Genomic DNA, 15,342 nt, shown 5'->3' with positions numbered 1-15,342 from the left:
CCCCGCGTGCGCGGCGCGCTCCACGACGGCCGGCCCGCCCTCGAACGCGGCCGGCCCCCGGGCCGTGGCGCCCGGCCCCGGCGGGAGGCTGGCCCCGTCGGCGGCGAGGACGGCGCCGTGCGGGCCGCCCCAGTAGTACGGGACGATGCGCAACCCGTCGCGCAGCGAGGTCAGCCCCGCTCCCACGCGCCCCGCGAGCTTCGAGAAGCCCGGTTCGCGCACCCCCGTGCCGTGAATGAAGACGACCGCCGTCATGTGCCCCCCGTGACACCAGTGCTCTGCTGTGTACGACTCCATGGTGACGCCAAGCTACCCATACCCTCCAGTACTTGGGCCGACGCGATGTCGACGGCCCGTACCGCTGCCGGGCCACCGGCACCGGCAACCGCACTCCCGGGGGACACGCCGTGAGCCCTGAATCGACGATCACGCACTTCCTGCTCGCCTCGGCACTGATCCTCGCGGTCGGCCACGGAGCCGGCTGGGCCGCCCGACGGCTGAAGCAGCCCTACATCGTCGGACAGTTGGTGGCGGGCATAGTCCTCGGCCCCTCGCTGCTCGGCAGCGCGGCACCCGATGCCTACTCGGTGCTGTTCCCGGACCGGCTGGCGACGGCGCTGACCGGCCTGGCCCAGTTCTCCCTGGTGGTGTTCCTGTTCGCGGTGGGTTACGAGCTGGACCTGAAGGTGCTGGGCGAGCGCGCGCGTACGGTGCTGACCGTGGCGGCGGCCGCCTTTCTGGTGCCGATGGCCGCGGGCAGCGGCGCCGCACTGCTGTTCCGCGAACAGTTGCACGCCCTGGGCGTGTCCCGGCTCAGCCCGGCCGTGGTCGTGTTCGCGGGTGTCGCGCTGTCGATAACCGCGGTGCCGGTACTCACGGCCATGGTGCGGGAGAACGGCCTGGCCAGTACGGTCCCGGGCGTGCTGGCGGTCTCCGCGGCCGGTCTGATGGACGTGGTCGGCTGGACCGTCCTGGCCGGCACCCTGCTGGACGGCGCGGGCGAGCAGTCGCTCGGCCCGGGGTGGCGGGCGGCGGCCGCGGTCGTCTTCATCGGCCTGATGCTGGTGGTCGCCCGTCCGCTGCTGCGCCGGCTGCTGTGGCGTACCCAGTTGGAGCCGCTGCTGCGGCTCTCGCTGCTCATCGCCTTCGCCTTCGGGTCGGCCTGTGTGACGCAGTACCTGGGGCTGCACGCCATCTGCGGTGCGCTGCTCGCCGGCGTGGTCTGCCCGCGCGAGACGAACGGCACACTCGACCCCGACCTCCTGCGTCCGCTGCACGACATCAGCTCACTGCTGCTGCCCTTCTTCTTCGTCTTCTCGGGCCAGGCCGTCGTCCTGAACAGCCTGACGGCCTCGGGGTGGGTCGCGGTGCTGGTGACGACGGTGCTGGCGGTCACCACGAAGATCGGCAGCGGTACGGCCGCGGCGCGGCTGGGCGGACTGGGCCGCGACGACGCCCGGACGGTGGGCGTCCTGCTGAACACCCGCGGACTCACCGAGCTGATCGCCCTCAACGCGGGCTACCAGGCCGGTCTGCTGAGCAAGCCCCTGTACACGGTCCTGGTGCTCATGGCGCTGGCCACGACGCTCCTCACCCAGCCGTTGCTGCTGCTGGTCGACCGGCTGTCCGCGTCCCGGGCCGACACGGACACCGACGACCGGCCGGGCGTGCTCGTCGGCTCCCGGCTGGCCGACGCCGACGGGCCGCCGGCCCGGGACCGGCCCCTGGAGGACCCACCGGCCGCCGCGACGCCGGACGCGGGCTGACACCGGCGGGCCGTGGGAGGCGTTTCCTCCCGCGGCCCGTCCCGGCCGCGTCCCGACCCGCACGATGTGCGCGACCTCCGCGAACGGCGCCGGATGCCAGGCGCCCGGCGTCCCGCGAGGCACTGCCCTAGATCGGCATCGGGGCCAGGTCGCACTCGATGCGGCGGCGCCGGCTCGCCGCGAGGAGCCAGGGGTTGTCGGCGCGGACGACGCGGGTGAAACCGTCCACCGCCTTGCGCTGCAGCTCGTCCGCCTCGGTCCCGCGGCTCAGGCCGCGCAGGTCCAGGGCGAGGTTCGCCATCACCGACAGGGTCAGCGGGTGTTCCTCCCCCGCCTGCTCGGCCAGCAGCGGGAGATTGGCCTCGTCGATCCGGTGCGCCCGGTCGAAGTCGAGCCGCGCGTACGCCGTGTTGGCCTGTCCGATGGCCACGGTCAGGGTGAGGACGTGCTCGGGCCCCACCGTCTCGCGCAGCCGCTCCGCCACGTCGTCCTCCATCTCCTGCGCGGCGTCGAGGCTGCCCAGCGCCCGCAGCGTCGCGGCCGCGTTCGCCCGGGTCAGGAGCGTGTGGGCGTGGTCCGCGCCGAGGCGCCGGGTGAGGCTGCGCACGGTCTCCTCGGCCAAGGCGCGCGACGCCTCCAGATCGCCGGCCACCCGCTGGTCGACGAACAGGTTGGTCGCGGTCGACAGGGAGTCGAAGTGCTCGGGGCCGTAGCGGGCCCGGAAGTGGCGCAGGGCCTCCTCGGCGAGTTTGGCGGACTCCGTGAGGGCGCCGTCGCGGCGCCTGCACACCGCCAGGTTGCGGGCGATACGCAGGGTCAGCGGGTGCTCGTCACCGAGGGTGCCCCGGGCACGCCGATAGACGTCCTCCTGGAAGTCCCGGGAGCCGGGGTAGTCGCCGCTCTCCCGCATGTCGATGGAGAGGCCGTTGAGCGAGTTGAGGGCGAAGAAGTGGGCCGGGCCGAAGACCAGTTCGCGCTGGCGGGCGTTCTCCTGGTCGAGGGGCAGCGCCTCCTTGAACCGGCCGCACAGTCTCAGCGCGACGCAGTAGGCGTGGGTGGCGCGCAGGGCGATCGGATCCTCGGGGCCGAACAGGGAGCGGGCCAGCTCCGTGGCCTCCTGGGTCAGGGCCCGGGCCTCCTCGAAGCGCCCCTGGTACCCACGGGCGTCGGCCAGCTCGCACAGGGAGTCGATCAGGCTCTCCGGGTCGTCGTCGATCCGGCGGGTCACCTCCAGGGCCCGCTCGGTGAGCGGAAGGGACTCGGCAACCTGTCCGGTCTGGCGCAGCAGGAAGGCGAGGCACTTGGCCATGCGGATGGCCTGGAGGTCCTCCTCGCCGGACGCCGCCAGCCAGGCGTTCCACGCCTGGCGCGCGAAGGAGGCCGCGCCTTCGTGGTCCCCCCAGTAGTAGAGGAACCATGCCGTGTCGGCGACCAGTTCACGCACATAGGTGTCGGTGCTGGTCACCGCCTGCGAGGCATGGATGTGGGGCAGCAGCGCCTGGTAGGCACGCCATTCCAGCGAGGAGCCGGAGGGGCCGGGCTTGGCCGCCGACAGCAGCTGGTGGGCGGCGTCCCGCATGCGCTCGCGTTCGTCGGCGCTCAGCTTGCCCAGGAGCACCGTCTGGAGCAGGCGGTGCATCTGCAGGGTGTCGGACCGCGGGTCCACCCGCACCAGGGAGAACTGGCTGAGGTCGCGTACGGCCCGGTTCAGTTTGATCGACTCGCGCAGCAGCGGGTCGACGTCGGGGGTCACGCTGACGCCTCGGCTGCCGCGCAGCATGGACCGCGGGATCGGCTCCGGTGCCATGCTGGCGCAGATGTCGAGCAGTTGCCGGGCGCCCGGGTTGTTCTGCCGGATGCGCTCCAGCGAGATGTCCCAGGCGGCGGCGACCGAGACCGGGTAGTCGGGGGTGGGGTCGAGTTCGAGGATCTCGGGGCTGCGCTGAGCGAGCAGGTCGAGGTACTCGTCCACGAGCATGCCGGTGACCGCCCGCCAGGCGCCCGCCTGTTCGACGGCCAGGGGCAGGTCGCCGAGGGCGTCGGCGAGCCGGTCGGCGTCCTCGGTGGACAGGTCGGGCGAACGCTTCTGGAGCAGTTCGACGGACTCGGACCGCTCGAAGACGTTCACCGGCAGGGGGGTGGCGACCCGCTCCCACGCGCGGTTGCGGGAGGTGACGACGACCTTCCCGGGACCGTTGGTGGGGAAGTACTGCCGTACGGCGTCGACGTCCTCCGCGTTGTCGAAGACGAGGAGCCAGTTGTCCCACGGCGTACCGGCGCGCAGCGCCTCCAGTACGGCGGGGACGGCGGTGTTGGCGGTGAGGCTGCCGCCCGCGTCCTGGCCGGCCGGGGCGATGCCCAGGCGGGCGGCGAGGCTCGCGAGGGTGGCCAGGATGAGGCTCTCCCGCTCGGCGGGGATCCAGCAGATCACCTTGTAGTCGTGCTGGTGGGTGTAGATGTACTCCAGCGCGAGCTGGGACTTGCCGACGCCGCCCAGGCCGTGCAGCGCGTGCGGCAGCACCGCGGCCGTGTCCTGGGAACTCAGTTGCTCCTCCACGGCCCTCAGCAGTCCCTGCCGGCCGACGAACGAGGTGTTCCGCAGGGGAACGTTCACCAGTAGGGCGGGCGTCGCGGTCGTGGTGCTCTGCATGAGCTGCTCAGCCTCCGGGGCTTCGGATGGGGTCGCGTCGGTTACCAGGGGCGGCACGTGGTCTCCAGGTTCGTCGGGGTGGCGCCGAGCTGCTGAGGATCGCCCAGGAGGCCGCCCGGCGCGCGGGCGAGCTGCTGCGGGACGGCCGCCCGGCCGACCTCGCGGTCGCCGCCACCAAAGCTCTGACGCTGGATCACTGCCTCCTTGGCCGCCGGATGATCCCCCGCCGCCCGCAGGGTTCACCTCAGTGGGTGTACCCGCGGGCAAACCGGCGCCCACCCATTCGGCCGCACCGGACGGCGGGCGCCCGGAGAGTCGGGGTTCGATGCGCCTGGCCCGCTCGGAGTAGGGCCCCGAGAGGGCGCGCATCACGGCCAGTTCGCTGCGTGCCCAGCCGCCTTCGGCCGGGTCGGGCAGCGCTGCTCCGGCCGGGTCCTGCAATGCGGCGCGCAGGGCGACACCGCGCCGTCCGGCGGCGGGCAGATCGCCCACCATGCTGACGGTGCGCGCCAGTTGGCTGCGGGTCGTGGTGGCGAGCAGCGCCTCGCGGACCCCCTCGGCGAACTCGGGGCGTCCCTCGCCGCCGCTGTTCCAGTCGATCAGCCCGCCCATGAGGATTTCGGCGAGGTGGTCGGGACCGGTCTCCGGCATGGTCCGCCGCCGCATCTGCTCCACGAGGTCGAACTCGAAGGGGATGGCCGCCAGTTGGGTGGCGAGTCGGCGCGCGGCGGGGGTGGCGAGCGTGAAGAAGCGGCGTACGGCGGCGGTGGCGGCGCGCGAGAGGCGCGGGGCGCGCAGACCGGGGGCGGGCGCCCCCTTGGCGAGGGCGCCCGCGAGGACGACGGGCAGGGACCGGCGCACGCCCCGCTCGCCGGTGACGAGGTCGGCCCAGGTGCCGAGGGAGCCGGGTTTGAGGGAGAGCACGGGCACCGGTACCGAGCCGTCGCCGGCTTCGGGCAGCGGGCGCAGCGGGTCGGGACCACCGGGCGGCGCCCAGTGTCCGAGGCCCGCGTTGGCGGCGCCGAACCCGTCGGCCTCCAGGACCGCCTGGTAGGGGTAGAGGGAGGTGCGGTGGCGCAGGTGCGGGGGCAGGAGGTGGACGAGTGCCGTCGGGCCGGCGTGGCCGAGGCGGCCGAGCAGGTCGTCCGCGGCCGGGGCCGCCCAGCCGTGGGCGAGCCCGTCGGTGACGACGAGGAAGACGCGTCCGCCGCGGCCGTCGAGGAGTTCGGCGGGGTCGGCCGCGGCACCGTCGTCGGCGCGGCGCAGGGCGGCGGTCCCGGTGCGCGGTACGTGGACCCGGACGGCGCGGACGCCGCGGAAGGCGCCGCTGTGTTCGGCGGCCTCGGTGAGGCGGGCGCAGGTGTCCTGCCAGATCCGCATGGTCGGGGCGTCGTCGACGAGCAGGACGAGGTCGAAGGCGGTCGCCCGGGCGGGCCGCAGGAAGGGCAGCCACAGACCGTCCGACAGGCCCTGTTCGGCGGTGGCCTCCTCGTCGAGTTCGAGGGTGTGGCGGGAGGGGATGCGCCGGGCCAGTTGGTGCAGGGCCCGGGCGAGCAGCGCGGTGGTGCGGCCGGGTCCGGGCTGCGGGCGCTCGGCGGCGGGCAGCAGCGGCCGCCCGACGTGCAGGGTGAAGGTGCCCTCCGGGTCGGGTAACAACCCGCTGCGGGCCGCCTGTTCGGCAAAGGCCGCGGTCTCCGCCGAGGGGCCGGTGGCCGCGGCCGGGTCCGCGGGGCCGGGCGCGGGTTCGGGCAGGCTGCGGGGGCCCGCGCCGGGGTCGGCCGGCGATGCGGCGCCGGGGGCAGGTGTGGTCTCCTGCGCCGCGGGCGCCGCCGGCGGCCGGGCGTCGTCGGTGTCGGACCGGGTGTCCGCACCGGACCGGGTGTCCGCCCCGGACCGGGAGTCGGACCCGGACTCGGTCCCGGGCCGGGGGTCGCTTCCTGGCCGGATGTCGCTCCCGGTGGCGGCCGGGAGGGCGGGGTCGGCGCCCGGCGCCGGGGCCGGGTGGCCGCCGTCGGGTCCGCCGTGGCGGTCCCAGTACGCGGCGAGCCACACCGCTTCGGCGACCTCCCGCCAGTGCGCGTCGGCCGCCTCCGAGTCCTGCGCAGGGTGCTGTTCGCGGGCGGGCGGCGCCTCGGTCAGGGCAGAGGTGTGCGCCGCTCCGTGCCCACTCGCGCCTTCGACGGACTCGGGGAACGCCGACGGAGGCGACGTCCCTGATACGGGATCACCGTCGCCCGGTCCGGATGCGCGCTCCCTGGGAAAGCCGGTCATTCAGCGGCCCTTCGCGAGGTCGCGGAGCAGCATTTCCACGAGCTTACGCCCGTCACCGTGCGCCTGGAAACCACCCGCGGTAGTCATCTGGACGGCGTTGAGCAACTGGTCCAGGGAGTGGGTGCCACCGGACCGGATCCGGCCCACGAACTCGTCCACCAGGCGCTCGGTTCCCTCGGGCCGGACGCCCAGGTGGCCTTCCACCAGGGCGAGCAGCTGCTCGCGGCTGGGGGTGCGCAGCTCCAGCGGCAGGCAGCGCCGACGGAAGGCGGCGGGGAACTCGCGTTCTCCGTTGCTGGTGATCACCACGACCGGGAACTCCCGGCACTCGACGCGACCGCCCCGCACCAGCGCCTGGCCGGCGGGGTCGCTGGTGTGGACGCGCGCGGTGTCCGTGGCGTCGCGCACCAGCTCCGGGACGTCATAGCTTCCGTTCTCCAGTACGTGCAGCAGATCGTTGGGCAGGTCGATGTCGCTCTTGTCGAGTTCGTCGACAAGGAGCACCCGGGGACGATCGTAGGGCAGCAGAGCGGTGCCGAGTGGCCCGAGGGTGATGAAGTCCCCCAGAACAGGGGGCACTTGGCGGTGTGTTGATACGACTGAGGGGTTGACGGCGCCCGGCCCGGGTGCGGCACCCTCCGCGGGGGCCGCCACCGGGCCCGTCGCGTCCGGTTCCTGGGCCGTCGCGGCGCCGCGCAGTCCGGCCTGCCAGGCGGCGATGGCCTGGGCGCGGCCCATGGCGTCGTGGGCGTACAGCCCGTCCCGCAGCGTGGTCCGGCTGACGATGCTCCATTCCAGGACCCTGCCGAGGCCCAGTTCCCGGGAGATCACGTAGGCGAGCGTGGACTTGCCGATGCCGGGCGGTCCGGTGATCAGCAGCGGCCGGCGCAGCAGCAGCGCGGCGTTGACGGTGTCGATCTCGTCGGGGCCGAGTTGCGGGGCCACGTCGCCGGGGCCCAGTCGGCGCACCGCGGCCTCCGGTTCGTCCGGCGGGGCGGGCTGGGACGGTGCGCCGAGGAAGCGCCGCCAGGGCGGTGCCTGGGGCAGCGGGGGCGCGGTGACCGGCGGCCGGCCGGTGCCGTGGAACACGCGCCAGCCGTTCGGGGACGTCTGTTCCTGCGTGCTCATGCCGGTGCCTCCTCGCCGGCGATCTCGCCGGGGTCGATGGTGTGCATGTCGACGACTCGAGTGGGATCGTCCCAGAAGAATCCGATGTGCCGCCCCAGGAGCCGGCCCGGACCCTGCCGGTTCAGTTCGGCGTTCTGCCGCAGGCGGTGGATGGCGAGCGGGATCTGTCCGGGCCTGGGCACCGCGGCGAACACGGCGGTCACCACTTCGCGCCGCTCCTCGGGGAAGGCACCCCTGCGGTCCCACACCGCCAGCCCGATGCCTTCCGCTATGGCGGCCTTGAGCGCCTCCATGGCGGAGACCCTGGCCGGTGCGTCGAGCACCACCGCCGTGTGCCTGGTGTCCCCCGCGAGTGCGGCCTGCCACGCGTCGAGTCGTCGCGCGTCCGGCTCGCTCCAGCCGTGCACGCCGACCCCGTGGTGTCGCAGCGCGTGCCAGCGCTCCTGCCACTGGTGCCGGACCAGGGCGTCGTCGGTGCGCATCCGCTCCAGGCTCCGTAGGTGGACCCCGTACTTCAGCCCGAGCGGCAACGGGCGGCCGTCGCCGACCCGGTACGTCAAACTCGCCACATCGTGGTTGAGGAGGTCGTACGGAAGGACGAACTCCACGTACGCCGACGGCTGTCCGCGTCCACCGGCGGCCGGGTCCCCGGGTGCGGTCCACAGCCGGGCTCCCTGCCGCAGCGCGCCGTCGACGGCCGGCCCGAGCGCGTCCAGGGTGGTCACGGCGGGCGCCCCCGGCTGCGGATCCCACTGGCCCGGCGCGGTGTTGAGCCAGGGGCGTACGACGACGTCGTCGGAGCCGTCCCGGGCGGGCTCGACCGCGACGATGAGGGCGCGGGGGATGTCGGGGTCCCTTACGACCCGGGCGCGGGCCTCCCGGCGCCGTTCGAGTTCGCGCGGGAGGCCGGCCCGCTTGACCCAGTCGTCGACCCAGTCGGTCAGCGCGTCGCGGTGGCCGGGCGTGGCGGCGAGCGGGGCCGCCCGGTCGAGGAGGAGGACGGCGGGCGGCAGGCCGTCCGGCTGGGTGTTCCACGCGAGGACGTGGAGGAAGAGTTGTTCCGGCAGGAGCCCGGCCGGGAGGTCGAGGCCGTTGAGTTCCTCGGCGAGGTCGTCGCGCAGCCGGCCCGCGGGCAGCTCGCCCCTGGCGAGGACGGCCCGTGCGGCGGCCTCGTCGTCGCTGCCCAGGGGGCCCGGCGGTGCCTCGGGGCCGGCGGGCGGGTCGGGGGTGATCACCCGGTCCAGTTCGTCGCCGGCGAGGGGTCCTTCGAGGATGCGCACCACGGCGACGAGTACGCGTTCCCCGCCCGCCACGTTCAGGGCGGTGCGGACCAGGGTGACGACGTCCTCGCGCTGTTTGACACCGCGCAGGTCGACGGGGCGGCCCAGCTGGTCCCCGAGCACCGCGGCGAACTGGCCTCGCCCCTGCGGGTCCTCCGTGCAGCTGAACGCGCACAGCGCCTCGGTCAGCTCCAGCAGCAGGGCGAGCCCGCGTGCGTGCCCGGAATCACCCTCGGCTCCGCCGAATCCCGTGGCTGTCTCCACCGACTGTCCCCCATGAGTCGGTACGTCCCTCTGACCGACCTGCGAAGTTAGCACGGGAGCTGACGGTTCACCAGGGACCCGTGGGGTGCCGGGGACGCGGAGTCCGGCCGAGTCGCCTCCCCCGGGCGACTCGGCCGAAAACGTGTGTCACAGCCGCGGGTCCACCGGCTCCGACTCCAGCGCCAGCACCCCGAACACCGCCTCGTGCACGCGCCACAGCGGCTCGCCCTCCGCGAGACGGTCCAGGGCCTCCAGGCCGAGGGCGTACTCGCGGCTCGCCAGGGACCGCTTGTGGTTCAGGAAGCGGTGCCTGAGCCGGGCGAGGTTGTCGGGACGGGTGTACTCGGGGCCGTAGATGATCCGCAGGTACTCGCGGCCGCGGCACTTGATGCCGGGCTGGACCAGGCGGCCCTCCGCGTCCCGTACCAGCGCGCCGACGGGCTTGACGACCATGCCCTCGCCGCCGCGGCCGGTCATCTCCAGCCACCAGTCGACACCCGCCGCCACCGACTCGGGGTCGCCGGTGTCGACGTACAGGCGGCGGGTGGTCCGCAGCAGGCCGCTGCCGTCGTGCTCGACGAGCCGGTCGAGGAGGGCGAGCTGCTCGTCGTGCGGCAGGGCGGCCAGGCTGCGGCCCTGGACGGCCAGGATCTGGAACGGGGCCAGGCGGACGCCGTCGAGGCCGTCGGTGGGCCAGCAGTAGCGGCGGTAGGCGTCGGTGAAGGCGGCCGCGTCGACGGACCGGGCGCGCTGGCGGTCGAGGAGGTCCCGCACCTCGACGCCGCGCGCCGCGGCGCCCTCCAACGCGCTCAGCACGCCCGGGAACACCGCTCCGGAGGCGGCGCCCACGGCGGCGTACTGGGAGCGCAGCAGCCCGGCGGCCTTCAGCGACCACGGCATCAGCTCGGCGTCCAGGAGCAGCCAGTCGGTGGCCAGTCCGTCCCACAGGCCGGCGTCGCCGATCGCGGTGCGCAGCCGGTCGAGGATCTCCTCGGTGATGGAGGAGTCGTCGAGGAAGGGGCGGCCGGTGCGGGTGTAGAGGGAGCCTGTGGGGCCTCCCCCACTCTCGGCTGCGCTCGAGCGGGAGGTGCCCCCACCCCCGAAGCGGGCGCGGGCCGCGTCCGCGTCGCGGCAGACCAGGACCACCGCCCGCGAACCCATGTGCTTCTCCTCGCACACCACCCGCGCGACGCCGTCCGCCGCGTACTGCGCGAAGGCCTCCTTCGGGTGCTCCAGGTAGCCGTCCACGCCGGAGGTGGCGGTCGGTGCCATGGTCGGCGGGAGGTACGGCAGCAGGCGGGGGTCGGTGGCGAAGCGGCTCATGACCTCCAGGGCCGCCGCGCCGTTCTCCTCGCGCACGGTGATCCGTCCGGCGTACCGGGTCTCCACCACGCGGCGGCCCTGGACGTCGGCCAGGTCCAGCGGGCGGCCGTCGTGCCCGCCGGGCGCCTCGGTGCGCAGCGGCTTGACCGGCTCGTACCAGACCCGCTCGGCCGGTACGTCGACGATCTCCCGCTCCGGCCAGCGCAGCGCGGTGAGCCTGCCGCCGAAGACGGCGCCGGTGTCGAGGCAGATGGTGTTGTTGAGCCAGGTGGCCTCCGGGACGGGGGTGTGGCCGTAGACGACGGCGGCGCGGCCCCGGTAGTCCTCGGCCCACGGATAGCGCACGGGCAGGCCGAACTCGTCGGTCTCGCCGGTGGTGTCGCCGTACAGGGCGTGGCCGCGGACCCGGCCGGAGGTGCGGCCGTGGTACTTCTCCGGCAGACCGGCGTGGCAGACCACCAGTCGGCCGCCGTCGAGGACGTAGTGGCTGACCAGGCCGTCGATGAACTCCCGTACCTCGGCGCGGAACTCCTCGCTCTCGGCGTCCATCTGCTCGACGGTCTCGGCGAGTCCGTGGGTGTGCTGGACCTTGCGGCCCTTCAGGAAGCGGCCGTACTTGTTCTCGTGGTTGCCGGGGACGCACAGGGCGTTGCCCGACCTGACCATGGACATCACGCGGCGCAGCACGCCGGGGCTGTCGGGGCCGCGGTCGACGAGGTCGCCGACGAAGACGGCGGTGCGGCCCTCGGGGTGGACGCCGTCGGTGCCGTAGCCGAGCTTGCCGAGCAGGGTCTCCAGTTCGGTGGCGCAGCCGTGGATGTCGCCGACGATGTCGAAGGGGCCGGTGAGGTGGGTGAGGTCGTTGAACCGCTTCTCGGTGACGACGGTGGCGTGCTCGGCCTCCGCGGCGCCGCGGAGCACGTGCACCTTGCGGAAGCCCTCGCGCTCCAGGTGGCGCAGGGAGCGGCGGAGTTCGCGGGTGTGGCGCCGGATGACGCGGCGGGGCATGTCGGCGCGGTCGTCGCGGGTGGCGTTGCGCTCGGCGCAGACCTGCTCGGGCACGTCGAGGACGATGGCGATGGGCAGTACGTCGTGCTTCCGGGCCAGGTCGACGAGCTGGCGCCGGGCGTCCTGCTGGACGTTGGTCGCGTCGACGACGGTGCGGCGGCCGGCGGCGAGCCGCTTGCCCGCGATGTAGTGCAGGACGTCGAAGGCGTCGCGGCTGGCGCTCTGGTCGTTCTCGTCGTCGGCGACCAGGCCCCGGCAGAAGTCGGAGGAGATGACCTCGGTCGGCTTGAAGTGGCGCCGGGCGAAGGTGGACTTGCCGGAGCCGGAGGCGCCGATCAGCACGACGAGGGAGAGGTCGGTGACGGGCAGGGCGCGGGCCCGCACGGGGGTGTCTTCAGCAGTACCGGTGGTGCCGGTGGTGCCGGTGGTGTCCGCGGTGCTCATGCGGCCTTCGCCTCCTTCTCGGTCGCGGGGGTGGTCGCGGTGGTGGTCGTGCTCGCGGGAGTGGTCTCGGGCGTGGTCTTCAGGGTGAACAGGGCCAGCTGGGTGGGCGGTCCCACCTCGGGGTCGTCGTCACCGACGGGCCGGAACTCCACGGTGTAGCCGTGCCGTTCGGCGACCGTCCCGGCCCAGGTGCGGAACTCCTCGCGGGTCCACTCGAAGCGGTGGTCGCGGTGGCGGACGTGACCGGCGGGGAGGCTCTCCCAGCGCACGTTGTACTCGACGTTGGGTGTGGTGACGACGACGGTGCGGGGGCGGGCCGCGCCGAAGACCGCGTACTCCAGGGCGGGCAGCCTCGGCAGGTCGAGGTGCTCGATCACCTCGCTGAGCACGGCGGCGTCGTACCCCTTGAGGCGCTTGTCGGTGTAGGCGAGGGAGCCCTGGAGGAGCTGGACGCGTGCGGCCTGCCGCTCGCCCATGCGGTCCAGCCTGAGCCGCCGGGAGGCGATGGTGAGGGCGCGCACCGACACGTCCACGCCGACGATCTCGGTGAAGCGCGGCTCCTTGAGCAGCTCGCGCACCAGGTGTCCCTCGCCGCAGCCGAGGTCGAGGACGCGGGCGGCGGCGTGGTCGCGCAGCGCGGTGAGGATCGCCTCGCGGCGCCGTACGGCGAGCGGGGTGGGCTTCGCCTCCTGCTCGGCCTCCGCCTCGACCGCGTTGTCGATCTCCTCGACCTCGCTGTCGTCGGTCTCGGCCAGCCGGATCAGCTCCAGCCGGTCCATCGCCTCGCGGGTCAGGGACCAGCGGCGGGACAGGAAGCGGCTGGTGATGAGCTTGACCTCGGGGTGGTGGTGCAGCCAGGCTCCGCCGGCCCGCATCAGCTTGTCGACCTCGTCCGGGGCGACCCAGTAGTGCTTGGCGTCGTCGAGCACCGGGAGGAGGACGTACAGGTGGCGCAGGGCGTCCGAGAGGGTGAGGGACTCGGACTCCAGTACGAGCCGGACGTAGCGCGAGTCGCCCCACTCGGGGAACGCGGTGTCCAGCGGGACGGCCTCGACGTCGACCGTCCAGCCGAGCGGCTCGAACAGGCGGCGTACGAGGCCGGGGCCGCCGCGGGCGGGCAGCGCCGGGACCTCGACGCGCAGCGGGAGCGGCCGGGCGGCGCGCTCGGGGCGAGCCTTGCACACGCCGCGCATCGCGCTGGAGAAGACGTTGCCCAGCGCGACGGCGAGGAGGGACGAGGCCGCGTACGGGCGGTCGTTGACGTACTGCGCGAGTGCCGCGTCGGGGGCGCCACCGCGGCCCCCCCGCTTGCCGCGCCTCACCAGCGCCACGGCATCGACCTCCAGCAGCAGCGCGGCCGTGCAGCGCTGTTCCTCCGCCTCGGGGTAGAACACGTGGGCCGTGCCGAACGAGGTGGAGAACGCCTGCGCCTTATCGGGATGCTTGTGCAGCAGGAAACCGAGGTCGGTCGCGGGGTGCTCGGGAGTGCCGGTGGTGGTGATGGTCAGGAACATGCGGAGGGCCTCTCCGGCTGGGTGGGCGGGACGGGTCGCCGTACGCGCGGAAGCCCTCGGGGGCGTACCCCGAGGGCTCCGGCAGGACGACGGTCACACGATCGCACAGGGCGGGTGACCGGCGCCTTCGGTTATTCCGGCTGTCTGTCGGGCGGCCTCAGGTCAGCTGCGACCCGACCTGGGAGGAGATCAGTTCCAGGTGGTCCAGGTCGTCGAGGTCGAGGATCTGGAAGTAGATCCGCTGGGCGCCGGCCTCGGCGTAGCGGCCGATCTTCTCGACGACCTCGGCCGGGGAGCCCGCCAGGCCGTTGGCCTTCAGCTCCTCGACCTCGCGGCCGATGACGGCCGCGCGCCGGGCCACCTCGGCGTCGTCCTTGCCGACGCAGGCGACGAGGGCGTTGGAGTAGGTGAGGGCGTCCGCGCCGCGGCCGGCCGCCTCGGCGGCGGCCCGCACCCGGCCGAACTGGCGCTCGGTGTCCTCGATGGAGGCGAACGGCATGTTGAACTCGTCGGCGTACTGACCGGCCAGCCGCGGGGTGCGGGTGGCGCCGTGGCCGCCGATGAGGACGGGCACCTTGGCCTGTGCGGGCTTGGGCAGCGCGGGCGAGTCGGTGAGGTCGTAGAACTTCCCGTGGAAGTCGAAGGTCTTGCCGGCCTCGGTGGCCCACAGACCGGTGACGATCGCCAGCTGCTCCTCCAGCCGGCCGATCTTCTCCTTCGGGAAGGGGATGCCGTACGCCTTGTGCTCCTCCTCGAACCAGCCGGCGCCCAGGCCCAGCTCGACGCGTCCGCCGGACATCTGGTCGACCTGGGCGACCTGGATGGCGAGGACGCCGGGCAGCCGGAAGGTGCCGGCGGTCATCAGGGTGCCCAGGCGGATGCGCTTGGTCTCGCGGGCGAGACCGGCGAGGGTGATCCAGGCGTCGGTGGGGCCGGGGAGGCCGTCGACGGAACCCATGCGGAGGTAGTGGTCGCTGCGGAAGAAGGCGTCGAAGCCGAGGTCCTCGGTGGCCTTGGCCACGGTGAGCAGAGTGTCGTAGGTGGCCCCCTGCTGGGGCTCGGTGAAGATACGGAGATCCATGTCTCCCATCCTGCCTGCTCGGCGCGGGTGAGCGGCACAGGCTCGGGCCGCGGCACGCGGAGCGGCCGTGGGGTCGCGGGGGCGGTCGGCGGTCGCGCCGCGGCGGCTAGCCCGCCTCCCGCTCCAGTAACTCGCCGTCGCGCTCCGCCAGTTTGCGCAGCATCTCCAGGACCCGGTCCCGTGACTCGTCCGCCGCGTCGATGGCCTCCACGCACTGCCAGTACGTGGCCTCGTCGTCCGCGGCGCAGGCGATGCCGACGAGGGCGATTCCGGTCTCGCCGAGCAGGGTGCCCAGACGCATCAGGGCCTGGCGTGCGTCGCCCAGCTCGGTGAGCTGGTCGGCGCGCGCCCCCGGGGCCGGTCCTCCGGGGCGCAGCACCCCGCAGCCGCGGGCCGCCAGCTCGCTCAACCCGACGGCCTCGCCGCGCAGTTCCGGTGGCCCGTGGAGCGCCAGCCGGCTGCCGATCGCCTGCGCCAGGGCCTGCACCTGCCACACCTCCGTCAGTACGTCCGGCACCTCGCCGCCGGCGGCCAGGGCACGTCCACTCGTCACGATGAGCCGCACAGCGTCCATGCGCTGCCCCCATCTGTTTCCGACGCGCTCACGGCGCGT

General features: G+C 73.8%; 8 protein-coding genes. 1 reads left to right on the top strand and 7 read right to left on the bottom strand.

Going from position 1 to position 15,342, the window contains the following annotated elements:
• Positions 1-329 precede the first annotated feature (329 nt).
• Positions 330-1,766, top strand: a complete 1,437-nt coding sequence (locus BJ961_RS09655; RefSeq protein ID WP_271320898.1) for a cation:proton antiporter — start codon at positions 330-332, stop codon at positions 1,764-1,766.
• A 127-nt stretch (positions 1,767-1,893) separates the two neighbouring features.
• Here the strand turns inward: BJ961_RS09655 and fxsT are convergent, their stop codons facing one another.
• From fxsT to BJ961_RS09620, 7 genes are all read right to left on the bottom strand, one after another.
• Positions 1,894-6,687 (bottom strand): FxSxx-COOH system tetratricopeptide repeat protein, encoded by a 4,794-nt coding sequence (fxsT, locus tag BJ961_RS09650; protein WP_271320897.1) that lies wholly within the window; start codon positions 6,685-6,687, stop codon positions 1,894-1,896.
• The gene (locus BJ961_RS09645; protein WP_271320896.1) at positions 6,688-7,815 is read right to left on the bottom strand and encodes a MoxR family ATPase; all 1,128 of its coding nucleotides are present in this window, start codon (positions 7,813-7,815) and stop codon (positions 6,688-6,690) included.
• Entirely contained in the window at positions 7,812-9,359 is a 1,548-nt protein-coding gene (locus BJ961_RS09640) for a VMAP-C domain-containing protein (RefSeq protein WP_271320895.1), read from the bottom strand. The genes BJ961_RS09645 and BJ961_RS09640 overlap by 4 nt, the downstream gene beginning before the upstream one ends.
• 147 nt (positions 9,360-9,506) lie before the next feature.
• On the bottom strand, positions 9,507-12,134 hold the full coding sequence (locus tag BJ961_RS09635) for a polynucleotide kinase-phosphatase (RefSeq protein ID WP_271320894.1): 2,628 nt from the start codon (positions 12,132-12,134) through the stop codon (positions 9,507-9,509).
• Positions 12,131-13,648, bottom strand: coding sequence for a 3' terminal RNA ribose 2'-O-methyltransferase Hen1 (locus BJ961_RS09630; protein WP_271320893.1), 1,518 nt, complete (start codon positions 13,646-13,648; stop codon positions 12,131-12,133). The genes BJ961_RS09635 and BJ961_RS09630 overlap by 4 nt, the downstream gene beginning before the upstream one ends.
• A gap of 157 nt (positions 13,649-13,805) precedes the next feature.
• A complete protein-coding gene (locus tag BJ961_RS09625; protein WP_271320892.1) occupies positions 13,806-14,729 on the bottom strand; it encodes an LLM class F420-dependent oxidoreductase in 924 nt (307 codons plus the stop codon).
• Positions 14,730-14,835: 106 nt separating this feature from the next.
• Positions 14,836-15,303, bottom strand: a complete 468-nt coding sequence (locus BJ961_RS09620) for a DUF6099 family protein (RefSeq protein WP_271320891.1) — start codon at positions 15,301-15,303, stop codon at positions 14,836-14,838.
• Positions 15,304-15,342 lie beyond the last annotated feature (39 nt).

The organism is Streptomyces lienomycini (assembly GCF_027947595.1).
Lineage (GTDB): Bacteria > Actinomycetota > Actinomycetes > Streptomycetales > Streptomycetaceae > Streptomyces > Streptomyces lienomycini.
The sequence above is the reverse complement of the archived record's forward strand: the minus strand, read 5'-3'. Positions and strand labels throughout refer to the sequence as shown.

Excerpts from the sequence above, each read along its gene's own strand:
- fxsT (WP_271320897.1), bottom strand. The coding sequence starts at position 6,687 with ATGACCGGCTTTCCCAGGGAGCGCGCATCCGGACCGGGCGACGGTGAT.
- BJ961_RS09645 (WP_271320896.1), bottom strand. The coding sequence starts at position 7,815 with ATGAGCACGCAGGAACAGACGTCCCCGAACGGCTGGCGCGTGTTCCAC.
- BJ961_RS09635 (WP_271320894.1), bottom strand. The coding sequence starts at position 12,134 with ATGAGCACCGCGGACACCACCGGCACCACCGGCACCACCGGTACTGCT.
- BJ961_RS09630 (WP_271320893.1), bottom strand. The coding sequence starts at position 13,648 with ATGTTCCTGACCATCACCACCACCGGCACTCCCGAGCACCCCGCGACC.
- BJ961_RS09625 (WP_271320892.1), bottom strand. The coding sequence starts at position 14,729 with ATGGATCTCCGTATCTTCACCGAGCCCCAGCAGGGGGCCACCTACGAC.
- BJ961_RS09620 (WP_271320891.1), bottom strand. The coding sequence starts at position 15,303 with ATGGACGCTGTGCGGCTCATCGTGACGAGTGGACGTGCCCTGGCCGCC.